Source organism: Bradyrhizobium vignae, assembly GCF_004114425.1.
Classification (GTDB): domain Bacteria; phylum Pseudomonadota; class Alphaproteobacteria; order Rhizobiales; family Xanthobacteraceae; genus Bradyrhizobium; species Bradyrhizobium vignae.
The window spans coordinates 83,306-107,569 of record NZ_RDQF01000014.1; the positions used below are offsets into that span (position 1 = coordinate 83,306).

Annotated in this window: 29 protein-coding genes and 2 pseudogenes; 6 read left to right on the forward strand and 25 right to left on the reverse strand. The window is 58.0% G+C overall.

Features of this window, described 5'->3' with window-relative positions:
- The first annotated feature begins 156 nt into the window (after positions 1-156).
- Together EAV90_RS14475 and ahpD are read left to right on the forward strand one after the other, a co-directional pair.
- The gene (locus EAV90_RS14475; RefSeq protein ID WP_122405463.1) at positions 157-711 is read left to right on the forward strand and encodes a peroxiredoxin; all 555 of its coding nucleotides are present in this window, start codon (positions 157-159) and stop codon (positions 709-711) included.
- 6 nt (positions 712-717) lie between these two features.
- The gene (gene ahpD / locus EAV90_RS14480) at positions 718-1,266 is read left to right on the forward strand and encodes an alkylhydroperoxidase, AhpD family (protein WP_122405464.1); all 549 of its coding nucleotides are present in this window, start codon (positions 718-720) and stop codon (positions 1,264-1,266) included.
- Positions 1,267-1,464: 198 nt separating this feature from the next.
- On the opposite strand, the gene EAV90_RS14485 is transcribed toward ahpD, so the two are convergent.
- The 7 genes from EAV90_RS14485 to nifH form a co-directional block, all read right to left on the reverse strand.
- Positions 1,465-1,761: a ferredoxin family protein gene (locus EAV90_RS14485; protein ID WP_122405465.1), complete on the reverse strand. Its 297-nt coding sequence runs from the start codon at positions 1,759-1,761 to the stop codon at positions 1,465-1,467.
- Between the two features lie 38 nt (positions 1,762-1,799).
- Positions 1,800-3,107 carry an FAD-dependent oxidoreductase gene (locus EAV90_RS14490; protein ID WP_129143733.1) on the reverse strand — a complete coding sequence of 436 codons (1,308 nt, stop codon included), beginning with the start codon at positions 3,105-3,107 and terminating at the stop codon, positions 1,800-1,802.
- A gap of 11 nt (positions 3,108-3,118) precedes the next feature.
- A complete protein-coding gene (locus tag EAV90_RS14495) occupies positions 3,119-4,228 on the reverse strand; it encodes an electron transfer flavoprotein subunit alpha/FixB family protein (protein ID WP_122405466.1) in 1,110 nt (369 codons plus the stop codon).
- A gap of 985 nt (positions 4,229-5,213) precedes the next feature.
- The gene (nifW, locus tag EAV90_RS14505; RefSeq protein WP_122405467.1) at positions 5,214-5,555 is read right to left on the reverse strand and encodes a nitrogenase stabilizing/protective protein NifW; all 342 of its coding nucleotides are present in this window, start codon (positions 5,553-5,555) and stop codon (positions 5,214-5,216) included.
- Between the two features lie 458 nt (positions 5,556-6,013).
- Complete coding sequence (gene nifV / locus EAV90_RS14510; RefSeq protein WP_430644728.1) at positions 6,014-7,204, reverse strand: homocitrate synthase; 1,191 nt, start codon at positions 7,202-7,204, stop codon at positions 6,014-6,016.
- Between the two features lie 296 nt (positions 7,205-7,500).
- Complete coding sequence (locus EAV90_RS14515) at positions 7,501-8,292, reverse strand: nitrogen fixation protein NifQ (RefSeq protein WP_129143734.1); 792 nt, start codon at positions 8,290-8,292, stop codon at positions 7,501-7,503.
- A 144-nt stretch (positions 8,293-8,436) separates the two neighbouring features.
- Positions 8,437-9,321 (reverse strand): nitrogenase iron protein, encoded by an 885-nt coding sequence (gene nifH / locus EAV90_RS14520; RefSeq protein WP_122406910.1) that lies wholly within the window; start codon positions 9,319-9,321, stop codon positions 8,437-8,439.
- 546 nt (positions 9,322-9,867) lie between these two features.
- Here nifH and EAV90_RS14525 point away from each other — a divergent pair.
- Both EAV90_RS14525 and EAV90_RS14530 read left to right on the forward strand, forming a co-directional pair.
- Positions 9,868-10,275 carry a thioredoxin domain-containing protein gene (locus tag EAV90_RS14525; RefSeq protein WP_129143735.1) on the forward strand — a complete coding sequence of 136 codons (408 nt, stop codon included), beginning with the start codon at positions 9,868-9,870 and terminating at the stop codon, positions 10,273-10,275.
- A 455-nt stretch (positions 10,276-10,730) separates the two neighbouring features.
- Entirely contained in the window at positions 10,731-11,474 is a 744-nt protein-coding gene (locus EAV90_RS14530) for an OmpW/AlkL family protein (RefSeq protein WP_164936938.1), read from the forward strand.
- Positions 11,475-11,919: 445 nt separating this feature from the next.
- On the opposite strand, the pseudogene EAV90_RS14535 reads toward EAV90_RS14530, so the two are convergent.
- The 15 genes and pseudogenes from EAV90_RS14535 to EAV90_RS14610 form a co-directional block, all read right to left on the reverse strand.
- A pseudogene (locus EAV90_RS14535) lies at positions 11,920-12,259 on the reverse strand ((2Fe-2S) ferredoxin domain-containing protein).
- A gap of 230 nt (positions 12,260-12,489) precedes the next feature.
- The gene (locus EAV90_RS14540) at positions 12,490-12,864 is read right to left on the reverse strand and encodes a hypothetical protein (protein WP_129143736.1); all 375 of its coding nucleotides are present in this window, start codon (positions 12,862-12,864) and stop codon (positions 12,490-12,492) included.
- 831 nt (positions 12,865-13,695) lie between these two features.
- Positions 13,696-13,902 carry a Rieske (2Fe-2S) protein gene (locus EAV90_RS41685; RefSeq protein ID WP_430644729.1) on the reverse strand — a complete coding sequence of 69 codons (207 nt, stop codon included), beginning with the start codon at positions 13,900-13,902 and terminating at the stop codon, positions 13,696-13,698.
- A 111-nt stretch (positions 13,903-14,013) separates the two neighbouring features.
- A complete protein-coding gene (locus EAV90_RS14550; protein WP_129143737.1) occupies positions 14,014-14,235 on the reverse strand; it encodes a hypothetical protein in 222 nt (73 codons plus the stop codon).
- Between the two features lie 592 nt (positions 14,236-14,827).
- Positions 14,828-15,187: a DUF3024 domain-containing protein gene (locus EAV90_RS14560; protein ID WP_129143738.1), complete on the reverse strand. Its 360-nt coding sequence runs from the start codon at positions 15,185-15,187 to the stop codon at positions 14,828-14,830.
- A 14-nt stretch (positions 15,188-15,201) separates the two neighbouring features.
- The gene (locus tag EAV90_RS14565) at positions 15,202-15,441 is read right to left on the reverse strand and encodes a nitrogen fixation protein NifZ (protein WP_122405474.1); all 240 of its coding nucleotides are present in this window, start codon (positions 15,439-15,441) and stop codon (positions 15,202-15,204) included.
- Entirely contained in the window at positions 15,438-15,752 is a 315-nt protein-coding gene (locus tag EAV90_RS14570) for a nitrogen fixation protein NifZ (protein ID WP_122405475.1), read from the reverse strand. The genes EAV90_RS14565 and EAV90_RS14570 overlap by 4 nt, the downstream gene beginning before the upstream one ends.
- 25 nt (positions 15,753-15,777) lie before the next feature.
- Positions 15,778-16,014, reverse strand: coding sequence for a hypothetical protein (locus EAV90_RS14575; protein WP_129143739.1), 237 nt, complete (start codon positions 16,012-16,014; stop codon positions 15,778-15,780).
- 34 nt (positions 16,015-16,048) lie between these two features.
- Positions 16,049-16,273, reverse strand: a complete 225-nt coding sequence (locus EAV90_RS14580) for a 4Fe-4S binding protein (RefSeq protein WP_129143740.1) — start codon at positions 16,271-16,273, stop codon at positions 16,049-16,051.
- Between the two features lie 10 nt (positions 16,274-16,283).
- A complete protein-coding gene (gene nifB, locus EAV90_RS14585) occupies positions 16,284-17,831 on the reverse strand; it encodes a nitrogenase cofactor biosynthesis protein NifB (RefSeq protein WP_164936939.1) in 1,548 nt (515 codons plus the stop codon).
- Positions 17,832-18,434: 603 nt separating this feature from the next.
- Positions 18,435-18,638: a hypothetical protein gene (locus tag EAV90_RS14590; protein ID WP_129143741.1), complete on the reverse strand. Its 204-nt coding sequence runs from the start codon at positions 18,636-18,638 to the stop codon at positions 18,435-18,437.
- Positions 18,635-18,856, reverse strand: coding sequence for a putative nitrogen fixation protein NifT (nifT, locus tag EAV90_RS14595; RefSeq protein ID WP_122405479.1), 222 nt, complete (start codon positions 18,854-18,856; stop codon positions 18,635-18,637). Before nifT ends, EAV90_RS14590 begins: the two co-directional genes overlap by 4 nt.
- A 5-nt stretch (positions 18,857-18,861) precedes the next feature.
- The gene (nifS, locus tag EAV90_RS14600; protein WP_129143742.1) at positions 18,862-20,019 is read right to left on the reverse strand and encodes a cysteine desulfurase NifS; all 1,158 of its coding nucleotides are present in this window, start codon (positions 20,017-20,019) and stop codon (positions 18,862-18,864) included.
- Between the two features lie 112 nt (positions 20,020-20,131).
- A complete protein-coding gene (locus tag EAV90_RS40545; RefSeq protein ID WP_245509517.1) occupies positions 20,132-20,278 on the reverse strand; it encodes a NifU family protein in 147 nt (48 codons plus the stop codon).
- 79 nt (positions 20,279-20,357) lie between these two features.
- Positions 20,358-20,678 carry a HesB/IscA family protein gene (locus EAV90_RS14610; RefSeq protein WP_129143743.1) on the reverse strand — a complete coding sequence of 107 codons (321 nt, stop codon included), beginning with the start codon at positions 20,676-20,678 and terminating at the stop codon, positions 20,358-20,360.
- 267 nt (positions 20,679-20,945) lie between these two features.
- Here EAV90_RS14610 and EAV90_RS14615 point away from each other — a divergent pair, with 267 nt between their 5' ends.
- Positions 20,946-21,536 carry a hypothetical protein gene (locus EAV90_RS14615; RefSeq protein ID WP_129143744.1) on the forward strand — a complete coding sequence of 197 codons (591 nt, stop codon included), beginning with the start codon at positions 20,946-20,948 and terminating at the stop codon, positions 21,534-21,536.
- 9 nt (positions 21,537-21,545) lie between these two features.
- Here EAV90_RS14615 and EAV90_RS14620 read toward each other — a convergent pair whose 3' ends face one another.
- Both EAV90_RS14620 and EAV90_RS14625 read right to left on the reverse strand, forming a co-directional pair.
- On the reverse strand, positions 21,546-21,941 hold the full coding sequence (locus EAV90_RS14620; protein ID WP_129143745.1) for a Rieske (2Fe-2S) protein: 396 nt from the start codon (positions 21,939-21,941) through the stop codon (positions 21,546-21,548).
- Between the two features lie 305 nt (positions 21,942-22,246).
- Complete coding sequence (locus tag EAV90_RS14625) at positions 22,247-22,981, reverse strand: host specificity protein (protein WP_129143803.1); 735 nt, start codon at positions 22,979-22,981, stop codon at positions 22,247-22,249.
- A gap of 509 nt (positions 22,982-23,490) precedes the next feature.
- On the opposite strand from EAV90_RS14625, the gene EAV90_RS14630 reads away from it, so the two are divergent.
- Complete coding sequence (locus EAV90_RS14630) at positions 23,491-23,703, forward strand: hypothetical protein (RefSeq protein WP_122405485.1); 213 nt, start codon at positions 23,491-23,493, stop codon at positions 23,701-23,703.
- A gap of 152 nt (positions 23,704-23,855) precedes the next feature.
- On the opposite strand, the pseudogene EAV90_RS14635 reads toward EAV90_RS14630, so the two are convergent.
- A pseudogene (locus tag EAV90_RS14635) lies at positions 23,856-24,125 on the reverse strand (helix-turn-helix domain-containing protein); the annotation flags it as partial.
- Positions 24,126-24,264: the final 139 nt, after the last annotated feature.

Consider the following 24,264-nt stretch of genomic DNA (forward strand, 5'->3'; position numbering starts at 1 on the left):
AAGCGCTTGGCTACAGATTTTTCTCTGATCGATGCTCCCAGCGCGCGGGCACGCCTGTATCAAAGGCCGCTGGACTCCACTCCTGAGAACGGATGGCACATAGCTTGCTTCAACAGTGAAGCCACCATGTACAGAGAGCAAATTTGTGAGGACAGCATGCTCGGAGTTGGAAGTCAGTTGCCGCCGTTCGAAATCACCGGCGTGAAGCCCGGTTTTCAAGCGCAGGAAGAAGGAGGACAGAGTGCATTCGAAACGTTGACCGAAGCGAGCTTTCCAGGAAAATGGAAGATCATCTTCTTCTATCCCAAGGATTTCACCTTCGTCTGCCCGACAGAGATCGCTGAGTTTGCCCGGCTTTCCAAGGAATTCGCCGACCGCGATGCGGTTGTACTGGGTGGTTCGACTGACAATGAGTTCTGCAAGCTTGCTTGGCGGCGTTCACATGTCGACCTGCACAAACTGCCAATCTGGCAGTTTGCCGACACAAAGGGAACGCTCGTCGATGGTCTTGGCGTGCGTTCACCCGAAGGGGTTGCCTATCGTTACACCTTTATTGTTGACCCCCAAAATACGATCCAGCACGTCTATGCGACCAATCTCAGTGTCGGGCGCAGTCCTAAGGACACGCTCCGCGTTCTGGATGCGCTGCAAACCGACGAGCTCTGTCCCTGCAACCGCGAGATCGGCGGCGAAACCTTGAAGGTTGCTTGAGGCAGCATGTCTTCGATCGAACAACTAAGCGACAGGATTCCCGAGTTCGCGAAGGATGTCAGGCTTAATTTGACCTCCTTGGTGGCCGATGAGACGCTTCCGCCGCAGCGAAAATACGGGCTGCTGCTGGCGAGCGCGATTGCCACCCGCAATGCAGCCCTGATTGCCACGATGGAATCGGCTGCGTCCGCTGTGATGACATCCGCGGCGATTGCCGCAGCGAAATCCGCAGCCTCCCTGATGGCAATGAACAACGTCTACTACCGCTTCGCCCATCTCGTTTCCAACCCGGAATACAAGACGATGCCGCCACGGCTGCGTATGAACGTCATCGGCAATCCCGGCGTGGACAAGTCCGACTTTGAGCTGTGGTCGCTTGCCGTCTCCGCCATAAACGGCTGCGGTGCCTGCCTCGATGCCCATGAGAAGACACTGAGAGCCGCGGGCGTCAATTCCGAAGCGATCCAGACTGCCGTGCGCTTTGCCGCGATCATGCAGTCAGTGGCGATCGCAATCGAGGCCGCTGGGCCCAACCCCTCTCAGGCGAGGGGTTGATCCTTCCTCTAGCATCCAATCGCTGGTTGTGGCGCCATTCAGTGTGACGCCACAACCACTCTGCAATTCATGTCTTGCGCAGCGTCCCCACGAAAGAGTGGCTTGCTCGACTTCCAGGAGCCGTGCAGGGGAGGCGCCACAGATGCGGTGAGACCCTATCGCCTAACGCCGGCCGCACCACCACCCTTAATTCCACCATCATCCAAACTTGAACAGCACTCCATATCCACCGCGCGGATGGGTCCATTGGATGTCGCCGGTGGGCTCGGCGATCACGCGGCAGGTGCCGCACTCGATGCAGCCGTCAACTGTTATCTCGACCTGGCCGTCGTCGTTGAGCTCATAGCATCGCGCGGGGCAGGCTTTCAGGAGTGCAAGTAGCTGCGGCGATGGCGTGGTGTGCGCACGGACCTTGACGTGAGGGTTACCGATATCGACAAGATAGCGGTTGTAATACAGCTTGTCCTCGACGCGCACTGGGGGTTCGGCATTCATGCATTGATCTTCCATTGTTGAGCTTCATACTGTCGCGGTCAACGCCAGGCCCGAGCAAAACGACAAGCATCGCCAAACAGACCTGTCCATGACCGCGCCTTGACAAAGGATTTCAGGGTCGCCTTCTCCTTCTCAGCCTTGGGCGTGCCATCGACGCGCACAAAGTTTTGCATCGCCTTGGAGATGAGCTGCGGATAGGTGAGAAAAAAGTTTTGTGACTGTGTATGCATTAGGGGCGGCAAATCCTTGTACTTCTTTAGATCTTTGATGACGAAGGAGTCGTCTAGCATCTTCTTGTAGATCGACAGATTTGTTGCAGTCATCGGCTCGCCGCGCGACTTCACCAGACCTATTGCTTCTGCGGCGATGCGCCCGGAAGTCATCGCGAGATTGGAGCCCTCACGATGAATGGCATTGTTAAGTTGGGCCGCATCGCCCACCACGACCCAGCCTTCCCCATAAAGCTGCGGGATCGACTTGTACCCGCCTTCAGGAATGAGATGAGCCGAATACTCCTTGACTTCGGACCCTACTATCAGGGGCGCCACAGAGGGATGGCTCTTGAATTGATCGAGCAGGCCGTAGGGTGTCTGGCCCGTGCGCTGGAAGTCGGCGACGAGACAACCGATGCCGAGCGAAATGCACTCTTTGTTGGCATAGATGAAACCCATACCCGTCATGCCGCGGGAAATGGTACCGGCCGCCTCGATCACGACGCCTTCATCGCCCTTGAGATTGAAGCGCGCTTCGATAGTCTCGCGAGGCAAGAAGTGCATCTCCTTCACCGCGAGCGCAACGTTATCGGGTGTCGGCCGCGCGCGCAGGCCCGCGCGCGTCCCGAGCAGGCCATTGACCCCCTCGGCCAGCACGACGACATCGGCATGTATTTCGCCGTCGCGGCGATCTGTACGAACGCCGACGATCCTTTCACGCTCGTCTCGTACGAGGTCAGTGACGGTCGTCTCGCACAGCACGGTCGCGCCGGCCTCCCGCACCTTGGAAGAGAACCATTTGTCAAACTGGGCGCGTATAATCGTGTATCGGTTCGGCCGTTCCTCATTGAAGTCGTCTGAACGGTAATGCATGCCGACATGGGAGCGATCGTCCATGATCCAGAACCGCTGCTCAATCAGATGACGCTCGAGCGGCGCCTCCTCTCGAAACTCGGGGATCAGCTTTTCCATCATGTCGGCATAAAGGATGGCGCCCTGCACATTCTTCGATCCTGGATATTCGCCCCGCTCGAGCTGCAGCACCTTCATGCCGCGTTTGGCCATAGTCAATGCCGCCGCGTTGCCGGCCATACCCGCTCCGACCACGATCGCATCGAATCTCTCTTCAATCATCTTCATCTCCTCTAGACCGCGATCCGGGCCCGCGAATTCGGCAAAAGCCGGGCGCGAAATGCGGAGGTCAGCGCCGGTAGCAATTGGATGGCGTCACTGACGATCGCGAGATGGGCGAAGTCGAAGATCGGAGCGTTCTTATCAGTGTTGACGGCGACGATCAGATCAGCGCCCTCCACGCCAACCCGGTGCTGGATCGCGCCGGAAATGCCGGCGGCGATATAGAGCTTTGGCCGGATGGTTTTGCCCGTCTGGCCGATTTGCCGGTCAGACGTAACCCACCCTTTTTGTACCAGAGGACGCGAGCAGCCATATTCAGCGCCAAGCAGAGTTGCGAGCTCGCGCACCAGCTGAAAGTTCTCAGGCGATCCCAGTCCCAGGCCGCCCGCAACCACGACATCGGCATAGGCCAGATTGGAGGTTTCTGCATCGCGGTCGGGTAGGAACGACAATACTTTTGTGACAATATCATCTTCGAGAAGGCCGAGCGGATGGACGATGATACGAGCGGCATCGCGTACGACGCGCTCAGGCATCGGCATGACTCGCGGGCGGACGGTTGCCATCTGGGGACGATAGTTCAAGGTATAGATCGTGCAGAGCAGCGAGCCGCCAAAGGTCGGACGCGTGGCCGCGAGCGAACCATCGGCGTCGACGTCCAGCGCCGTGCAGTCGGCAGTGAGTCCCGTCGACAGAGTCGTCGCCACGGAACCTGCGAGATCACGACCGAGCGTGGTCGCCCCCAACAGCAGGATCTCGGGCTTGTAGGTGTTGACGAGTTCGGTTAGCGCCTTGGTATAGGATTCGTTGCGGTAATCCGACAAAACATTGTCGCTCACGATATAAGCCAGATCGGCGCCATAGCAAAAGGCGTCAAGCGCGGCGTTACGTGTGTGCTGCCCCTCTGGACCGATAACGACAGCGGCAAGATTTACCTTTAGCCTGTCAGCAAGCTTGCGCCCCGCTCCCATGAGCTCCCAGGAAACCGGATGCACCTGGCCGCGCTCCAACTCGACAAAGACCCAGACGTGCTTGTACGCCTTAAAGTGCTCCGGCAGTTCTTTTTTGGATGCTGCGCGGCCGGTCCCCGCAGGCATGGCCGTTCTGGTGGCATTGCTCATACTCTAGATTCCCCTCAAAGATAGGCGCGCCAGCGCCACAGGTTTACGTAGCTTCGTTGACTGAGGATCACTTTTGGTCAGCAAGGGGCCAGCTGCTCTGCCCCGTCTGCTTGGTCCGATCGGCCGCACAACAAGAGGCGCCGTCGCGACAGACGTACCGGTCCGGCCGGATTTGGAGAGGTCCTCCAAACTGGACGCTTGCGCGCCAGGTTCGACAAGCGCCACCGCAGCGGCCAGGGCGCCGCGGGCTCTGACCGGTCGCTTCCATGCCTGAGTTGGTAAGCCGTTCGCTGCGCAATACCTGCGCCTCACTTTCGGCCCAGCGGCTCCGCATTGACGGTGACAACGAGGGCAATCCCGGCCACGCACCTGTCACGCAATCCATGGCGAGCCTCCAGCATCGAAGACCCCCATTGGCCGACGCTGGCCCTCTCCCTGACGCATGTTGCTATCCGCCATAGAATGGATACGAATCTGAGCGGAATCAGGGATCGATTTGATGCGCACGATGCTGTGCACACCCTCTGCAGGTGTAGCGCGAAGAGGCAACTTATCCATTGACCACCATCTCACCGTCGACACGCAGCTTCGGTCGCATCAAACACCCTTTCGAACCGACCAAGCGATCGTAGGCCACGAGATGATGGTGAAGCGCTCGGCAGGCAGTAAAAGCAGCATCATTTGGTCTTTCTTCAATCTCATCTCGGACGACTACCATCTGTCGGCATCGATGATCGGATTGGCAGGACAACAGCAAGTGTCGTACCAGTTGCAAAAACCACTGAAGGTCGGTCAAAAGTACCGGTTTGGCAGACACTTGAAATGGCCGCTGTACCGTAGACACGACCGGTCCACACATGGGTCGGGAATACGACAGGCACCGCTCGGGTCACGGCCGCAGAGAGTTGACAGATGAAACGAAAGCCCCACATCGGGCTGCCACGGCGCCCCGACGGACAAACCTTGCTTGCAGTGGAGCGCGAGATCACTTCAGCTCGCTCAACGGGACGAAGGCCGCGGGCTTGTTAGGGTCTGCGACGGCATCCTTCAAAACCTTGAACACTCGCTGGTCGATCGGTGTCGATGCCACGAAATCGGCATAGGCCTGCTCGAGCATCGCCTTGCACCGAGCTCTGATTTCCGGCTCTGCGGCACCAGTAAATTGTTCTTTGGCAAAATACTGTCCCATGCGTTTTAAGATGTGAAGGCGCGCGACGTTCACGATTTTAGGGTCGTAATCGACGCCAAGCAGCGAAAAGAAATCCTCTGCCGATGAGGCCTTGCTGAGCCGATCCAGGATACCGGCTGCGGGGGATGAGTTTATCATGAAAAATTCTCCTTCGGATTAGCTCTGGACGGCCAATGAAATGGCCTGGCGCCTGTTGAGTGCTGCCGTCGTGCCTCGCACAGCTGGTGCGCATCGCCATAGCGTGACTGCGGAAACCATGCCCTCAACTTCCCGGCCCAGATCGGCAGGTCCGTCGATGACATAGTCAGTCCCGATGAAGTTCCGAGATTAATGGCCAAACCGCGATCGGAGCTGACGCTCGCCGGACCGGAAATCAGTCGCGCGAGAAGACGCCGATTGGCAGTCCGCGGACGGCTCGCCATTGGGTAGGAGATCACAGCACGTATGGCGGAACGGCAAGTAAGATCTGGAGGTAAGATCGCGCCGGGGATCTGACGCTCGCCAGTTGGACGCCGTTCGCCCATCAGCGACATCGGACACCATCCTTGCGGCGCAGCCGGTTGCGAATGGTCGACGCAAACGCTGAACACGGCTTTTCACGCGGGGCGCGATGCCAGGCATCCGCACACGTCGTGCCAGATCGCCGCGATGGTTTCACGCTCGACCGGCAGCTTGTGCTCGATAGCATATTTGCGGACTTGCAACAGGATCTGTCTGACTTGATCCGCGCTGGCGTCGAGCTGCAGTTCATCGAGTAACGCGCTGATCGCCGCAACTCCGGAATGCTTGCCGATCACAAAACGGTTGCAGCGACCAAGCAAAACGGGATCGAGCGATTGATAGGTGCGTTGATCCTTCAAAAGGGCAGCGACATGAATGCCTGATTCGTGCGTAAATACATGCTCTCCGACAATCGCTTTGTTCGTAGGAATAGCACGTGCGGCCGCGGCTGCTACCACCGCGGCAACGTGTTCGAGCTCTGGGAGTATGATGCCGGTCTCCCACCCGTAGAGCTGCTTGAGTGCGACCGCGATTTCCTCCAGCGGTGCATTTCCGGCCCGCTCGCCCAGCCCCATGACGGTCACTGAGGCGTGGCTCGCGCCAGCCTTGATGGCGGAGAGCGTGTTGGCGGTTGCGAGCCCGAGATCATCGTGACCGTGAAATTCGAGTTCGAGATCGGTGGACGCACGCAAATTCCTGACCAGCGCGTAGGTTGCGTCAGGATCGAGCACGCTTAGCGTATCCGCAATACGAAAGCGACGCGCGCCCGCGGCTTTTGCAATTGCCATCAGTCTGATCAGAAAATCGATGTCGGCGCGGGAGGCATCCTCACCACCGACGGCGACCTCAAGGCCGCGCTCACAGGCACATCCTACCACTCGCTTCACCCGCTCCAGCGCCTGGTCGCGAGGACAACCTAGCTTGGCCGCGATCTGGACATCGGAGGTCGGGATCGACAAATTGATCATGGATACCTTTGCTTCAATCGCCGCGTCGACATCGGACTCGCGCATTCGGCACCAGCCTATGGTGGTCAGCGGAAGATCTGCTTCGACAATGGCGCGAATGGCCTCGATCTCGTCGTTGCCCATTGCCGGCGTTCCCGCCTCGATCTCCGTGACACCGGCCCGCGCCAGCGCCTGCGCGATTGCCAGCTTTTCCTCTGTGGTGAACGCAACGCCAGGTGCCTGCTCGCCGTCGCGCAATGTCGTGTCGTTGAGCACGGTGGGCTTGGCGCGCACTTGGTCGGACGAAGACGTTTTGGCGGCGGTGCTGGCGGCAATCACGCGAGAGCTCCTCATAGTTTGACCTACGACGCTTCAGCAACCAGCATGCCAGCCCGCCGTCCCAGGCAACCCGTTGGGAAATCTACCGCTTCCGTCCTCGACTTTCTTCAGCATACAGATTGTTGCAAATGCGACAGGCTCGTGAAGCGGATGGCTTGCCTGTTGCTGCGCCGAATTCAAACGTTAATGCAATTGTCGCGCGCCAGGATGTGAGAATTGTCGCGGAGTGCTTGGGGCCCGCCGCCGCCTTGCATACATGGTCACTCGCTCGCATCGAAACCGCATCAACCGCGTCCTCACTCTCGCGCGCGGCTTACCAAATCCGGCGAGTCTCTCTCGGATGACGGAGCGATAGCGGAGCCTTGTGGCAGTTCGGATGGCCAGTCGCCGGCAACGAACGGCCGAGCGGCCTGCAACAGAAAGTCGCGCCGGCGCTCGGCCATCCGGCTCTCACCGCTTTCTTCGCCGAAGCAGAGATTGAAGTCCTGACATTGATTGCACACGGGTGTCGTGCACATCACAAGGCCTTCATTTTCGCAAAGCATGCGGTAGAAGAAGCGCTTCCAGCGCATATTGTTGACATTGCGCGCGGCGAGCGGCGCGAAATGGCGGCTCAGCAGACGAGATAGTTCGCCACGATTGCGCAAGCCGAGAGCTTCCCACAGGTGGTCTGGCTCAATGGCACGGCGCGCGATCATCGCAGCCAGCCAGCGCCCGATATTTCCTTCCGTCGAGCGTTGATTGAGCAAGAGATCGCGCAGCATTGCGATCTCGTCGTCCTCTTCGCACTTGAAAGCCGAGAGCTGCTCCGCGAGCTTAATCTCAAGCGCAGGAAAGTACTGCTCCAGCAAGGCCGCCAGTTCAAGGCCGGACAGGCCAGCCTTTTCGGGAAGGAAGCCACCATCCATTGTGGCAGCCGCCAGGATCGACGCCAGGACATGGCGATCGAGATTGCTCTCAAGGGCAATGTCGGCGTCTGCAGGAGGCACACCGGTGAGCAGGCGGTAGGTTGCAATTCCCCTATGCACCTGGCTGCTGGCATCAATGGCGCAAGCAGCCATCAACGGGAGGAAGTGCGCTTCGGACATGATTTTTTTGGGTCTCCACAGTAGTCAGATTTGCGCTGCCGCATATTTTTGATCAGGGTCGATCGGTAGAATGCCGGCCTCCCGGGATCGACGGGGGGAGACCGGCATCCGTCGCGCGCCGCACAAGGCCGCGACTCGCGACTTTTACGAGACCGCGAGCTCGGCGGCGGTCTTGCCGATGATGGATTCGTCCACGGGCTTCATAATGCCATGCTCCATCAGCATGTCCTCGAGTTCGTCCATAGAGATTGGGGTCGGGATAATGCCTTTGCCGCCATTGTTGTGAACCTTGGTCGCAAGATTGCGATAGTGATCGGCCTGCTTGGAATCGGGTGCATACTCGAGCACCGTCATGCGGCGTAGCTCGGCATGCTGCACCACGTTGTCGCGCGGCACGAAGTAGATCAGCTGAGTTCCTAGCTTCTTGGCCAACGCTTCCGCCAGTTCTAGCTCCTTGTCGGTCTGCCGCTCGTTGCAGATCAGACCGCCCAGCCGAACGCCGCCAGAGTTCGCGTATTTCAGGATGCCCTTGGAAATGTTGTTCGCGGCATACATCGCCATCATTTCACCTGACATCACGATGTAGATTTCCTGTGCCTTGTTCTCGCGGATTGGCATCGCAAAGCCACCGCAGACGACGTCACCGAGCACGTCGTATGAAACATAGTCAATGTTTTCGTAGGCGCCGTTCTCCTCCAGGAAATTGATCGAGGTGATGACGCCGCGGCCGGCGCAGCCGACACCCGGCTCAGGACCGCCGGACTCCACGCAGCGAATGTCCTTGTAGCCGATCTTCATTACGTCCTCGAGCTCGAGGTCCTCCACGCTGCCGGCGTTCGCCGCAAGGCTCAAAATCGTGTCTTGCGCCTTAGCGTGCAGAATCAGACGGGTCGAGTCCGCTTTTGGGTCGCACCCTACAATCAGAATTTTCTGACCCATCTCGGCCAGCGCCGCCAGCGTGTTCTGCGAAGTGGTCGACTTGCCGATGCCGCCCTTTCCGTAGAACGCGATTTGTCTCAGTGAAGACATGTTGCTCTCCATCAACCGATTTACCAAACGTTTCGCGCTTCTTGCACGCAAACTTGTTTCTCTCTCAGAAACGGGGCACACGGGTTCAAGGGAAGGAGCGCATCGCTCGTCTTACGCGTCGACGTGCACTCAGCCCTCACTCAGTGTTGCTGCCGCTTATCAGCAACCGCCGTGCCAACGCTTGCCCGTGCTCCCTAAGCTTCTGATTACGTTTCTAAAACAGGCGGCCGGTGAGTGAGGCTCTGGGCGTTTTCGATCTGCGTGGCTGTCAGAAAACTAACAACGACCACAACCATCAACGCGAAAAGCAGATTTAGCGTGACCTGTTCCGATGGCTTCAGGTGCGGAACGGAACTTGCTCCGGCTTGAGGACACTGAATATGCCGCTCGGACTGGAAACCTGGCGCACCAGCGGCAAGAGTTGCATATACGGTACGGCGCTTGGCCCGCCCGCATTTGAGATGATCGGCTATAAACTCGGATCAACTCTCGAGAGTAGCACCCCCATGCCAAGCGTTCAGCTCAACGCACCTACATAGGTATGTCATGGCGACAATCATCTTTTATCAGAAGCCCGGCTGCGCCACCAACGCGCGTCAGATTCGAGCGCTTAAGTCCGCCGGCCACGACGTGATCGCCCGAGACATCTTGAAACAGCCATGGGATGCGGAGGATTTGCGCGGCTTCTTCGGCAACATGCCCGTCGACTTCTGGTTCAACCGAGCTGCGCCCCGTATTAAGTCAGGCGAAGTCAATCCAGATACTATCGACGCGGCAAGCGCACTCACATTGATGGTGGGCGATCCGCTCCTGATACGACGACCGCTGATCGATGTAGGCGGGGCACGATGTGCTGGACATGAGCCCTTGCTGTCCCTGCTTGGCCGCACGTCGCAAGATGATCTGGAGGGATGCTTACACGACGCAAACCGCACGCGTTGCCCGCAGACGTGAGAAAACAGCGGACCGTACCTCCAGCACATCAAGCGAGGCAAAGATGACGTTTCCACCTTCCGACCTACGCGGGAAATAGGCGACGAGGCCTTCGCTGACACGGGCCTGCGCGAGTGACTGCTCTGTAACGGGCATCCGTATACTACGCTCGAATGCCGTTCTTCTCACCGTTCCAGTGGGTGAGAGGCCGCAGCAGTTACGCCCCTTTATCACGCATGAACTCCGCGGCCTGGGTTGGATCAGAGCAGCGATCAGAGACGTGGTTTTTTGAAGAGATCTGTCTCTCTTGAACTGAATAAGAATGAGAACAGACCACCACCCTTCGCGGGCGTGATCCTTAAGCAACTTAGCGACTTAATTGCCTTATGGCCGTTCCCATTTTGATCGACGTCAAATCCTCCCTCACCCGCCCTGTGTGACAGAGATCTCGCGCGGCTCTTCGCGCGGACTTTGGAATGGAGAATTCGATGAGAACAAGGACAGTTACGACGATAGCATCGCTGCTCGCCTTAGCGACCTCGTTGGCCAGCATCCCGGCACAGGCTGCGGATCTGGCTCGGGCGCCGATCTACTATAAAGCGCCTCCGATTGAACCCTCTAATCCATGGATGATCCGCCTGCGCGTGCTTGGCGTTTTGCCAGATACCGCAGGCAGCACGGTCAACGTCGCCGGGGCGCCCTCGCTGTCCTCACCAACTTCTGGGCTATCAATCAGCGATCAAGCCATACCCGAGCTCGACATCACCTACTTCTTCACAAAGAACGTTGCCGCCGAACTCATTCTCGGCGTGACCAGCCATCACATCAGCGGCAATGGCGCGCTCACTGGCCTCGATATCGGCAAAGCCTGGCTGTTGCCGCCAACACTGACCCTGCAATATCACTTCACCGATTTCGGCGCGCTCAAGCCCTATATCGGCGCGGGCATCAACTACACCGCATTCTTCAATCAATCGGCAGCCAATACGTCTCTCGCCGGTCTTGCAGTGACGGATTTGCGCATCAGCAACCAGTTCGGCGCGGCGGTCCAATTCGGTTTCGATTACATGCTTGATCGTAACTGGGGCCTCAACTTTGACGTGAAGAAGCTGTGGCTGCGGCCAGAGTACTCCGCGATCGTAAACAATGCGATTGCCGTCACCGGGCGTGCCAACATCGACCCATGGCTCGTCAGCGGCGGCGTCACATACAAGTTTTAGCGCTAGAACAGGATCAAAACGGGGAGTCCGTTTGATGAAGGGAGACGCGGCGATCTCATCGAGCGCGTCCCCTAGCCTTACCGCAGTGCAAGCAGAACGAGATGACGCGTCAAGAATGCGTCATCTCGCGAGATGCGGAGAGCTATTCGCAGCGCTGCTCTCTGTGAGCTACCGATCGTGCAGTATGGAGTGACCGTACACGACCAGATCGACCCAGCATATGTTCATATTCTTACTGGTCGCGCGTTGCAAAGGCGCCATTTGCAGATTGCGCCGGAGAAGAATGGCGGCACGCGGCGGCAACTTGAATGACTTGCTGTTCTCACATCCGAAGCGTGATGGCTACGCTCAACCCTCAGACGATCTGAGTTCCGAGCCGCCAGCTCATCGTCGGACAGGCCGTCGATGCTTGTTAGCCCGGGCAAGTGGCAGCTAATCGACGCCTCTAGCTTCGCTTCAGCACCATCACAAGGCGGTCGACACGTTTGCCCTGCTTGAGGTGGTAGTTCGTCAACATCCTCAGGCGTGGTCCCGCGGTACCACACTCCATCGGGATAGACGACCATCAAGGGACCAGAGTTACAAAAGCCAAGGCAGCCTGCCATCGTGAAGCCAATATCCTTGAGACCTTGCGCTTCGATCGCCTTGGCCATCCGATCCCATAGGGCTTGCGCGCCGGAGGCGCCACAGCTGCCGTGCGGATGAGTTGGCGGACGCTGCGTGTTGCAGGCAAAGACATGATGCCTATAAAGCTGAGGAAGCTCGAATTCGGTTTCTGAGTTCATGCGCCTGCCTATCCTGAGTCAATGGGCTTCATCTGAAAAGAGCCTGGGTTGCGAGCACATCGCCCCCACAATTCTAACAGCGCATCAACCAATCGATGCTAACATTTCCACTCGCGCTTGAGAAAGCAGGCGAAATGGGTGGGCGCCATCGTGATTGTCGTCGCTAGATCAGTGATAGATATTCTCGCGACCAGAGGAGCCCCCTTGATCAGTTCCAACCTCTTCTGCCCTCATTCCGGTCTTTCCGCTCCGGCATCACTGTCCAACTTCTCCAAAGCAAGTTGCGCACCAGATGCGTAACTTTCGTTTTCTGCAACGATCCCTTGCTTTGCGCGACTCACAATTGTTGCGAAGGTTGCGACAATGTCGTTCGCTTCTGTTTCGGACACGACAAACCTCGCATAGCGTTTGACCTCCCGCTTCAACCTTCCGTGCGCAGAATAACCTTGAAGCTCGGCTACTCTATCTAGCTCTTGCGCTATCATATCTTGGAACGAGCAGTGATCTTCATGACCGTCGAGCAGTCTAGCGAGAAGCTCGAAGATGGTGTGGTGAATCGAGCACGTGTTCTGCCATTGCTCACCGCATTGACCGGCGCGGGTCACAGCATCTTTTTCGCCCTGAAGCTAGGTCGGCCGCTGCCTACCTGTCGTTTGCTCAACAGATGCCGTCTGTCCCGAGAGTCGCCGAGCCACCTTTGCGGCAGCAGACCAAGCCGGTCGCAATCAATGCTAGACCCGCAACACAGCGGCCCGCGATTGGGACCACGCTTCACACGATACGCGTCAAGACGAGCGTGCAGTGGAAAGTGCGAAACAACGAGCACGGCCATTAATGCATTTGCTCCTAACGAGCCCTAACTGACGATGGTGGCGCCATTCGCTAAGAGCGTCCCACGAACCGACGTTTGGCACGCCAGTTGCAGCGCAGGCAATAAAGCCAGCTGTACCGGCCGGCCTTCTGACACAGGATCGTCGTTCCTCATCCCCAGACGATCCTGTCAGTCTGGGTCCCGCCATCTCCAAGCCCAGACGATGCCCTCGGCGAACTTCCAGCCGCCGGGGGCATTTCCCGCTCAAACATATCAGCGGCGGTAGCAAGCATGTCCCGCCTGCCGGCTCGATTTGGCGAGCCAGCGCAGGAGCAGCTCTTTGGTGCTACGGAGGTTAAAGGCTGTGCTACGGAGGTTAAAGGCTGTGACACGCATCTAACAGCGCTCACGAGCACAATGGCCTCATTCGAGGGCAAAGCGCCTCAGGCAGCTCGAGCACAATAAAGCGCTAGGCCCGTTAGTCCGGGTGGATCGTGATATCCATGGTTTCGTCGCTGTCTCCGAAGGGGTCGGCAAACCGATCGTCCTTGAGCAGCTTGACGCCGCACAGGCAAACATCACCTTCGATCACGGCGAGCGCTACCGGGTCAAGCGATTGTCCATCTCAGGGGCCGTCGATGCACACCCCAGTTTCGATCTCGACTCTTGCACCGTGCCAGCCGCAGCGGAGAAAGGAACGGTCCGCCGAGAAACACGCACCGCAGCCGATGTTCAGCCAGACACTCTCATGCGGACAACGATTGACGTAACCAAAATAGTCATTGCCGAAGGTGCGCACCACAATAAAACGGCCGGCGCTCGCCCCTATCATCAATCTGCGACAGGCTAACGCTCATTGCCCCACTCCGCTCGATGGCATCGGCCTGGCAGACGACAAAAACCTCGGTGCGACCGCTCATCACATTGCCGATTATAGGTTCGCTCATCCCGGCCTCGCAGTTTGCTGCTTGAAGGCTTCAATCGCAGCCCGGGTCAGCTGAAAAATCCCACGGCCACGAGCGAGCGGCCGAAACGCCGAGCTGGCATGGGCGTTGAGGACATCAAACCACTGGTTCGGCGTGAGCTTCGCCGGACGCTCGCTGATTTGGATCACCCTCCCGTTGGGAGCGAAGCGGACGTGGATGATGACTTGTTGCGAGTTCATAGCGATCCCCTATTTTTGCTAACTCTAATGATCTTGAGTGGTCACCGAAGAATCTCAACTGTGATGTGCTTGGTTTCCTGCACCTTGGCGCGTGGGCCTCTAGCCGCGGCTTGGACCCGGCGCCTCCTCTACTATCGATCAGTCCTTCTTCGCGCTCGCCTGGAGCTTTCTCTTGCGGTGTTAAGTCGAGTGCATCCGCCCGCTGGAGAATTGCTGCGAACACAGCAGCGTCTCCACGCCGAGAGCTCGGCGGCGGTGATATCGGGATCGGACAGTGGAATGAATGATGTATTCTCCTCCACAGGGTGCGCGCCATCAAGCCGATACTCTGCTGGCTCAGTGCTCACCGCCCAAAATTCCCTTCGGCCAACACGATGTCGATCGCCCGTATCGGATCGGCCGTAATCTGCACGCAGCGATCCGATCCATCGACCAGATGAAGGTCGAAAACGCGCATACTGCCGGAACGGCGGATTCGTCAAATCCGAGGCATAAAGCCGCGCCCAAGCAAGCTGCCAGCCGCTCGACTTCGATCAATTCCTCCGCGGTAAGCGCGATCGTGGTTCCTCTATGACTCGTCAAAGACGGTTCGTCATTGCCAGAACAGACGCTCCGGATCCGCATTCAACTCGTCGATTGCAGAGGTCAACCGATGGTAAAGGCTGTAAAGTTCCCAGATTCCTCGCGCATGATTCTTACGAAACAGCTTCCAGATCCCGCTCACGCCATCATAAAGAAGCAGCGCGACATCGATGAGAGCGCCATCCTTGGCGATGTTGCGCGAGCAACAGGGGCTCTCGACGAGGTAGCCGCCCCTCACCGGCGTCACGTAGGGCGAGACGTAGAGATAGCGTTTGCGCGAGCTTAAGCCGTGCTCGATCCGCTTGCGATCGAGCTCGTTGGGGTGAGGCACCAGCCCGGCCTTTGCCTTTCTCATCAGCGCAGCATTCATGGCGACGCCTCCATTCAAAGCACTGTAATTTCTTCTTCAAGACAGCCGATGAGCAGCTGATCACCAAAATCGACAATGTAGATCGGCACGTTCGCTTCCGTATGGATCGCGACGTTGATGATCTCACCGATCGCTCCGGCGGCGAGCAAGACTCCATCGGGCTTCGTATCGGGAAATGAGTCGTCGTTGATAAGGTCGACTGCGGTCTTGACCCGCTGTCCCCGCCGATATTTCGGAGAGCCGCGCTGCGTCATGACTCCTCCGGCAATGGCAGATCATCGACCTCCTCGCAGGCGTCCGCCGGCTCTAGTTCCTTGCGTTTCATGCCAACGCGGTAACCGCTTTCCAGATATTCGACGCCGTAGATGTAGAATTGCTGCAGGAATGTGCCGATCGAGACGACGTAACCCACCTCTCCCTTCTTCACTAACACGTCGCCAATCTCCTTGCCTCGATAGGTGCCATCATTGCGGATGGTGCGATTGGCTCGCACCTTTTGGCCAAAGCTGAAGACAGGCGGATCGCTGAGCTCGACGACGTCGCTGTCGCGAACGATGCTGTTCATGTGCCGCGCCTCATGCATCGCTCCTTCAGAGATGCGCGGGCCGCCTCGCCCAGGCGAGATCCTGGATCACGTCATCCTCCTGCGGCATCGCGAAGCGCCTTCGGATCGCCGCGCGGAATGAAATACCCACCAGGGACGTGCTGCCGACCAGCAACAGCACGCCGGAGGGCAATCCAGCACGGTCCTCGTGCGTGATGGAGGACCGAACGTCGTCTATGCCGGCGCCAACGCGCAGCACGAAGCTTACAATGCTTTTCAGCACCACTGGTTGGCATGCCGATCATGGGGTTCACGCTTTAGGCTGGCGCCTGGTAGCGAGGCACGGATGTGTCAACCACGCAGGTATTGTCGACTGGACAGGCGGCGACACATTGCGGCTCGTCGAAATGGCCAACACATTCAGTGCATTTCGCCGCTTCAATGACAAAGCTTCCTCCCTTTTCCGAGATAGCAACGTTCGGGCATAGGGGTTCGCAGGCTGAGCAGCTCGTACACTGCGAGGCGATGATCTTAAATGGCACATATTTCCCCTTACGCTGCAGAGATCAGAGATCCTTGCGGGAGCGCGGCGCCTCCTCGCCGCACGTGCTGGAACTCCCCGCGCTTCACCTTGTCCAGATAGGATTTGAACCAGGCGATCGCCGACTTCTCAATGAACTCATGGGCGTATTGATCGACCGGCTCGATCCCCGCCTTGATCAGATTGCTTTTCGGGCAGCCGCCGATCTTAGACACGAAGACCGCGTGGCAGTCATGGATGCCGCGCATGATGGCGGAAAGCCTGTCCTCCTCGCCATAACCGCCCTGGCAATAAACGTCCACACGGCGGTGCCCGACGAATTTGGCACCGGATGTAGAAAGTTCGTAAACCTGGAATTCCTTTGCATGCCCAAAGTGCTCGTTGATCAACCCCGAGCCCTTGGTTGCGACGGCCACTAGAAGAGTAATCGCGCTCATCTCTCCGGCAAATTCCGCAAGCTCCTTTTGAGCGGCCGCTACTTTGGCGGCACGCTCATCCTCTACCCTGCCCTGATATGCCTCGCGCATCTCCAAATCATATTGGACGTCCATTCTCATGACCTGATCCGTGGTGAACTCTGCGCTGCGATCTTCCCCGAGTAGGCCAACCGCATCGGCGCGGCACTGGCGGCAATGCCGCATCATTTTTATCTCTCCTTCGCAAGCATCTTGCAGCGCCTTCAACTCCTGCGCCGTCGGTCCGCGCTGACCGTTGAGGCCAAATACTGTGCCGTGCTCGGGCGCGGAGATCAGGGGCATGATATTGTGAAGGAACGCACCGCGCGACTTGACCGCCTTGTTGACCTCGACGAGGTGGTCGTCGTTGATGTTTGGAATCATCACCGAATTGACCTTGCACAGGATACCCCGTTCGCTAAGCATCTCGAGGCCCTGCAGCTGGCGATCGGTCAGTATCTTTGCCGCGTCGATGCCGGTGTAGCGCTTGTGGTTGAAGAAGATCCACGGATAGATCTTGGCGCCGATTTCGGGATCGACCATGTTGATGGTGACGGTGACGTGGTCAATTTTGGACCTGGCGATGGTATCAATATGGTCTAGCAGAGCCAATCCGTTGGTTGACAGGCACAGTTTGATGTCGGGGGCGGCCTTGGCGACCAGCTCGAACGTCTTGAACGTCTTTGCTGGATTGGCGAGGGGATCGCCGGGACCAGCGATGCCAAGCACTGTCATCTGCGGAATTCTAGTCGCGACCGCGAGCACTTTTCTTACCGCCTGCTCAGGAGTGAGCTTCTCGCTCACCACGCCCGGACGCGATTCATTAGCGCAGTCGTATTTTCGGTTGCAGTAATTGCACTGGATGTTGCAGGCAGGCGCGACCGCAACATGCATGCGGGCGTAATGATGATGCGCTTCCTCGCTGTAGCAGGGATGGTTCTTAACCTTTTCCCAAATTTCGGACGGCAGATCGCGTTGACCTGCCTGCGAGCCGCAGCTCGCCTGCCCGGTCTTGGCAGAAGCGCGGCAGCCGGCGGACTGCATAATCGTGCCGCTATCCACTCCAGCTTTGACATATTTTCCGCGTTCGACGACCGCGTTCATTTTCGTTTTTCCCTGCAGGCATCATCGACCACCCAGGACCATCCGTGAGCGAGCCTCAAGAATCTGGGTAGCAACTTGCATGCCATGGCGGAGACGATGAAATTGCAGCCATGCGCCAACGAGTTAGCGGAAGCGATCGTCGCTGGCGCATAGAAGAACAGCAATGATGCGCTTGTTAGCGATGCGACAGATACGTCATTATTCTCACGCAGAGCTCCATGGCTTGCGCGTTCATTCTCACGCAGCTCGCCAGAACTCCATCTGAACGGGTTTTCTCGCGTTGGGCTCTCACAATATGCCGATACGAGCTGGGAATCCCGGGCTTTCCAATGCCACCAATGGTGAGCAGTATCTCAAGCGCGCAAGGGAGCCCATTCGCAAGCGGTGTCAGACTGTGCAGCACCGTCGCCCAGCTCCCAGCCATGGCACCGGCGACTCTTGGCCAACCGCATCGTAAACGCGATGCCAGCGATTCTCGCCAATGCCGACGCGGGTGATACCCTGTACTTCGCCCCAGCGTCGGCTCGACTGCCGAGCAAAGGCCTGTGTCATCGATGCCGTCACGGCGGGTTGACGTTTGCTGCCGACGCCTAGGCATTGGCTCTAGCCGGCCGCGGCAACGCAAACCTTATTGGCGAAGACGCCGGCAAACGCCTCTGGTGTGGTCGGCACATCGGGCTTGGACAATTCGGCGCGGCCAGGACTGAGATTGGAAGCAATGCTCGAAGGCCTCAGGCCGGCAGCGACGTCCACGAGCGCCTTTGCATCGGCCCTATCGACGAACTCGATCTGCGGAGGCGCCTTCACGAACCGTCCCCGTTCTCTCCCCGTTTTTTAGCGTTGATTGTGATCGGTAACGGGGTGTCGCTCGCCATCTCGGGCAAATCGAGCACCCAGCCATTAGCCACTTTGATCCAGCCGCCCCACAGTGTCTCGTACTCGGATTCTACGATTGGCTCTTCGAGATCCTTTTTTGGCACGTAGATCGACAGGCCCTCCGGAGACCGGCGGATCATGATTTTCACGACATCTACTCCCTGACTGTGACGCGGGAGATGGCGCGCATGCGAGCCACGATGTCTGACACCGCGCACACCACCTCATCGACCTCCGCAAGGGAGGTTTCACGCGACAGAGAAAAGCGAATGGCGCCGTGCATCCGCCACCGCGGCAGCTGCATGGCACGCAGAACATGCGATGGCTGCATGGAGCCGGAGCTGCAGGCTGATCCTAGCGACACAGCGATGCCCGTCCGATCGAGATGGTGGGCGATGGCTTCGCCTTCGAGATGGTCGAAGGCAATATTGGCCGTGTTCGCCAACCGATTGCTGGTGTCGCCGAGCACAACGCACTCGCCATTCTTCAAGATTTCCTGCTCAAGACGGTCGCGCAACGCGGCAATGCGATCGCGCTCGGGTTCAAGCCGCTCCGCCGCAAGCTCGGCGGCTTTTCCCAGGCCGACAATGCCGGGAATATTCTCAGTCCCGCCTCGGCGCCCTCGTTCCTGTGATCCGCCGCAGATCAGCGGCCGGAATTCTGTCCCTTTGCGCAAATATAGCGCGCCGATCCCCTTGGGGCCGTGCAGTTTGTGCCCGGATAGCGACAGCATGTCGATCGCACTGTCCTTCAGGTTCACGCACACCTTACCGATGGCCTGCACCGCATCAGTGTGAAACAGCGCGCCCGCCTCCCGAGTCAACTCGGCTAGAAGCTCCACAGGAAAGATCGTTCCTGTCTCGTTGTTGGCCCACACAACCGAGGCAATCGCTGTGCGTGGCCCGAGTGCGCAGCGAAACGCCTCGATGTCGAGCCGACCGCGGGAATCTACGGGTACGATGTGCGTCTTGACTCCTGTTGTCGCCAATTGCTCGGTTAGCGCAAGAACGGCGGAGTGCTCTACCGAGGTGGTGACGATCTCGTCGCGATCTTCCTGTGTCGCAAGCGCAGAGAGGATGGCGGCATTATTGCCCTCGGTCCCTCCCGAGGTGAAAACGATTTCATGATCGTATGCGTTCCCTAGCAGGATACGCAAGCTACGCCGGGCCTGCCTCACAGCGACTGCGACCTCGCTGCCAAAGGCATGCGTGGACGAGGCATTGCCGAATTGCTCGGTGAAGAAAGGCAACATGGCTTGCACGACGGATGGATCAGTTCGAGTCGTTGCATTATTATCGAGGTAAATCAGCATTCGATTTCGCTCAATCCACTGCCTCGCCTGCAGCCGCGACGGGGATCAGGCGCACCAATTCGCCAAGTTTTCGACAAGCCGCGCCTGAATGCCTTTCCTCATGTTCGAAAGCTTACAGCAACGTGCGGGCAGTGGACAGCCTGACCATGACCCTGCTGCCATCGATCCCGATCAGGTGACAGTCGCCACCATCGCGTCGCAGAGTGGGTCGAATCTCGTTCGATGGCGCCGCGAATGCGACGCTCTCGGTCCGTCGCAATGGGCGACGATTGCCTCAGTTGTTTCGGTTCGGCCGGCATGCTTCTATGTCCTCCTCATCAGCTGAACGATTTGTTTCATCAGCTGAACGATTTTCCGCATGAGCAGTTCGCAGTGGCGTTCGGGTTGTGAAACGTAAAGCCAGAACTCTCCAGTGCCATCACGAAATCGATGGTCGTGCCGATCAGATGCTCACGGCTCTTGTTATCGACGAACACCTTCAGCCCATCGCAGTCGATCACGGTGTCGTCAGGCTTCGGTTCTTCGACCAGACCCATCTTGTATTTGACTCCATTGCAGCCGCCCGCTTCGATCATGACGCGCAGACCGCCGGTAGGATGGGTCGACGATGAAATCGCGCTCTTGATTGCGTTCACTGCGCTATCCGTCAGGTTGATCACGGCTTTCCCTCATCAGCTTCGATCTAGCTGCTAAGGGCAAGCCACGTGCCAGCGCGCAGCCGCTTGATGATGCTCACTTTTTTGGATTGCGCCTGTTGGCGTTGAAACCGGTGTCGGGTTCCCGACAGGCTCCCTGAGTGTTAGCAGCCACTGACGCGTTTTCTTCTAAGCTGCGGCGAAGGCCGCTACGCATGCGACGGCAAGCAATTTGCATCGCATCTGGCACCGGCCAAGGCGTCGGAAGAGTTTAGATCGAGGAAGAATTTAATGACTGCAATCGAGAACACCGCACTCGGCAGACTTGAGAAGGAGGGCCGCCTGCTCAATGCCGTACTCAAAGGCGGGACTACCAAGCCGGGCCGGTTCGGCTTTCGCGGCGACGTGGCACTAAAATTCCAGACTCAGGTTGCGGACGAGAAACGGCCGCCAGACTATTCGATTGAGCAGGTGTTGACGATCGCACAGGACGGCGAACGCACTATTCCGGCGCTGGCCGGCTATCTGCATTCCTTCGCCTATCTTGCTGACGTCGCGAGCGTCCTTGACGGCGCCTTAAGCCCAACCGGCAGCTACTTCATCTTCTGCAACAACATTGATTTACTGGCGAAGTACCGAGTGAAGTTCGGTGATATTAGCTTCCACGTCCTACCGTGCGATGAATCCACGGTTTGGAAGGAGATGATGGACCTGGTCGGGCTCAACAAGGACGACATCAAGAAGCTCGATCCGGGCGGCAAGCTTGATTACCTCCTCGATGCCGCAAAGGATCTCGACCTGTCCTATGAGGAGATCTCGTACGACGAAGGGCTAAAGAGGATGGAGCCCGTGAAAAACCGCAACGAGAATCGGCCGGTCTGAGCGCGGTCTTCAGTTGTTGGCCGATGCATCGTCTTCGACAAGATGCACACCAACGACGCAGATATCACCATCCAGAACTGCCAACGCGATCGGCGTGAGCGTTCTACCTTGACATGGACCTTCGACGCACCGGCCGGTGCCGAGTTCGAAGGTCGAACCATGCTTGCCGCACATCAGCCGGATACCGTATGGATCGAGGAATACGTTCCGCTCCCAGTCCAAATTGACGCCGTTGTGCGGGCATTTATTGACGTAGCCAAGCACCTTTTTGCCCCAGCGCACCACAATGATGGACCATGGCCGGTGATTGCCGTGATCATCGACGACCATAAGGTGGAATCCCTTGGCCTGGCGGCTCGAAATGTCGTTAAAGCTGCAGATCGCGTAGATGGGATTTGGCTTCATTTATCGCCCATTGATTGCAAGACCCTTTTCATTGTCGCTATGCAATCAACCTGCAAGAACCGTACAAGTGCCGGTTTGATAGTGTCTGTTGTAATCCAACGCGCAAGCCAGCCCTTGCTGGCTCGCCCAATTACCCGCCGCCGACCGCAGCTTCGTAAGCGCCTTCGGAGAAGGCTGTTGAACGGAGTTTCAGCCGGCGAGGGCGACGCAGCAAGCGCGCGCCCCTTTGAAGCAAGACCGTTGAGCTCGGGATAGAACGGCCAAATGTCCGTCATTTCAGGCCCGCTGCTGCTATTGCAGCCAATTTACTCCATGTGCATCCCTCTAAGAGCGCGCTCCAAGTAAAATGAAGGGTCATCGTCCGACGAATCCGTTTCGTAGCTTCTCTGAGGACCGACATCACTGCCCCCATCTTTGGAAAGATACTTCGTAGGCTTGCCTACCCGCTGCCACTCGTCGTTCTCGTTCTTCGTCCACACATCGGGGCGTTGGTGAGGATCAAGCACCCAGTGGTTACGACCCACGGGAACAAAACCCATGTCTGCTAGACGAGGTTCCATGCCAGCTAGGGCTGGCCGCGACAAGATCAGCGGATGGTCCCCGTCCTCTCGCAGTTGATGTTCTAGCAAGATATCGCCAGCGTTCTCGACAAGCGGATGAGTCACCCTAAGATCTACCACGGATGTGATATCGTTGCGCCCAAACTGCTGCTGAAAATGGTCTCCTTTAATCCGAGCCGGGCCTCCTGCTCTTAGAAGCCCGACAGTTTCGTCGCCCAACCGGTAGCTGTAAAATCGTGCTGGCTTATTTGGGTCGTCGTAGGTGTTGGCGTAACTTCCAGCAACCGTCGCTGCGCGCTCAGCCTTCTGGGAGACGAAGTCCGAGTACTCTTCTGGGTTCTCGCTGATGTGCCTGATATCATTGCGCAAGAATCTCTCAACTCCGCGCAAGAAGGACTCTCGGTCGATCTCTCTAATGGGCGGTTCGGAAACGAGAGAGTATGACGCCGCTGGTTCGGACGACGACCCACCTCGCTCCATTCCTGCAACTGTTTCCGCAAACCGGGGACTATCTTCCGCTTCTGACGAATCGTCAGTTTGGTTACCGGTTGTGAACTGGCTGGATGAGCCAACGCTTCTGCCATACATGAGAGCGCTCCCTATCGGCAAAGTTGCACGCAATTGAGCTCGTGCCGTGCGAGCTCTGCCGGCTAGGATAAAATTCCTAGCTGACCACAACCTGACCAAAGCACTCTGCGCGCTTCGGCGTGAGTACCCGACGCACTCTGCGCGTGAGTTACAGATACTCGCTGCGACAAGCCGCGATCTGCACAGCATCCACTCGGATCAAATCGCCCGACCCGAACGCTCGACACACCTTGTGGCTGCGCCTCTTGACCAGCGAGACAGAAAGTGCCGCGGACTTCGTCAAGTTGCACGATGTGTCAGAGAGTCAAATCAACCGAGCGACGGTGAATGATCGTCTCCTCGAATCTCCGGCCTTCATCTACTAACCCAAACAATGGCGCCGAGAGCGCGAAAGAGACATCATGGCCCACTACATCGTCCGGTTCTTCAAGACCCTTACCGGAGATCAGGGACAAGCCCGTGAGGCCTGCCGGCGCGTTATTGACATCAATGCGTGTAACGCGACCGAAGCAGCATCCCTTGCCAAACGGCAGTTCTGCGAGCTCCGGGAGATCCGAGAGTGGTCGCTGCTCGCGGACCGGATCGACGTCGGCCTGCCGATTTTCCCCTCATGAGGTGATGGCCCGCCAGGCGCCGGCATACTCTTCAGCTATCCGATAGGTCCGACTGCTCTCCCAGGCTGAGCCGGCGTAGTTTGCCTCCTAAACAGCACAATTGCATGGCCAAAGCTTGCCACGCGCTGGTGAGTGCCCCGAGCAGGACGTGAGGCCGCAGGTCGCTGGCTGCGGTGGATAGCCAAAGCCAGCCTCAGAAGGAGGACAATCGAGACGTTGCCCTTCCCGCTCTCGATCTGAGCGATGTATCGCTCCGAAATGCCAGACCTGCGGGCGAGCTCCCGACGCGACATGCGGCAATGCATGCGCGAGCGGCGCACACGGTCGCCGAGTTCGAGCAGGAATTCGGTCTCGGAGCATGGCGGCTCAGCATTCCCACCGGGCAACGCTTCGCCCGCGAACTCGACGACCTCTTCCAGCATTTTTTTGTCCTCTCTTCCCGAACCTAAGACTATGGCTGGTCTTCAGGTCTCTCATTGACATCGATCAAATAGCCGGCTCGCTATCGAGCTCTCGCAGCTGATTGCGGTGCTCCTTCGGAATGAAGCGAATCTTCTCCGG

Coding starts and splice junctions, on each gene's coding strand:
- EAV90_RS14475 (WP_122405463.1), top strand. CDS start 157: ATGCTCGGAGTTGGAAGTCAGTTGCCGCCGTTCGAAATCACCGGCGTG.
- ahpD (WP_122405464.1), top strand. CDS start 718: ATGTCTTCGATCGAACAACTAAGCGACAGGATTCCCGAGTTCGCGAAG.
- EAV90_RS14485 (WP_122405465.1), bottom strand. CDS start 1,761: ATGAATGCCGAACCCCCAGTGCGCGTCGAGGACAAGCTGTATTACAAC.
- EAV90_RS14490 (WP_129143733.1), bottom strand. CDS start 3,107: ATGATTGAAGAGAGATTCGATGCGATCGTGGTCGGAGCGGGTATGGCC.
- EAV90_RS14495 (WP_122405466.1), bottom strand. CDS start 4,228: ATGAGCAATGCCACCAGAACGGCCATGCCTGCGGGGACCGGCCGCGCA.
- nifW (WP_122405467.1), bottom strand. CDS start 5,555: ATGATAAACTCATCCCCCGCAGCCGGTATCCTGGATCGGCTCAGCAAG.
- EAV90_RS14515 (WP_129143734.1), bottom strand. CDS start 8,292: ATGTCCGAAGCGCACTTCCTCCCGTTGATGGCTGCTTGCGCCATTGAT.
- nifH (WP_122406910.1), bottom strand. CDS start 9,321: ATGTCTTCACTGAGACAAATCGCGTTCTACGGAAAGGGCGGCATCGGC.
- EAV90_RS14525 (WP_129143735.1), top strand. CDS start 9,868: ATGGCGACAATCATCTTTTATCAGAAGCCCGGCTGCGCCACCAACGCG.
- EAV90_RS14530 (WP_164936938.1), top strand. CDS start 10,731: ATGGAGAATTCGATGAGAACAAGGACAGTTACGACGATAGCATCGCTG.
- EAV90_RS41685 (WP_430644729.1), bottom strand. CDS start 13,902: ATGATAGGGGCGAGCGCCGGCCGTTTTATTGTGGTGCGCACCTTCGGC.
- EAV90_RS14550 (WP_129143737.1), bottom strand. CDS start 14,235: ATGAACTCGCAACAAGTCATCATCCACGTCCGCTTCGCTCCCAACGGG.
- EAV90_RS14560 (WP_129143738.1), bottom strand. CDS start 15,187: ATGAATGCTGCGCTGATGAGAAAGGCAAAGGCCGGGCTGGTGCCTCAC.
- EAV90_RS14565 (WP_122405474.1), bottom strand. CDS start 15,441: ATGACGCAGCGCGGCTCTCCGAAATATCGGCGGGGACAGCGGGTCAAG.
- EAV90_RS14570 (WP_122405475.1), bottom strand. CDS start 15,752: ATGAACAGCATCGTTCGCGACAGCGACGTCGTCGAGCTCAGCGATCCG.
- nifB (WP_164936939.1), bottom strand. CDS start 17,831: ATGAACGCGGTCGTCGAACGCGGAAAATATGTCAAAGCTGGAGTGGAT.
- nifS (WP_129143742.1), bottom strand. CDS start 20,019: ATGCTGATTTACCTCGATAATAATGCAACGACTCGAACTGATCCATCC.
- EAV90_RS14615 (WP_129143744.1), top strand. CDS start 20,946: ATGACTGCAATCGAGAACACCGCACTCGGCAGACTTGAGAAGGAGGGC.
- EAV90_RS14620 (WP_129143745.1), bottom strand. CDS start 21,941: ATGAAGCCAAATCCCATCTACGCGATCTGCAGCTTTAACGACATTTCG.
- EAV90_RS14625 (WP_129143803.1), bottom strand. CDS start 22,981: ATGGAGCGAGGTGGGTCGTCGTCCGAACCAGCGGCGTCATACTCTCTC.
- EAV90_RS14630 (WP_122405485.1), top strand. CDS start 23,491: ATGGCCCACTACATCGTCCGGTTCTTCAAGACCCTTACCGGAGATCAG.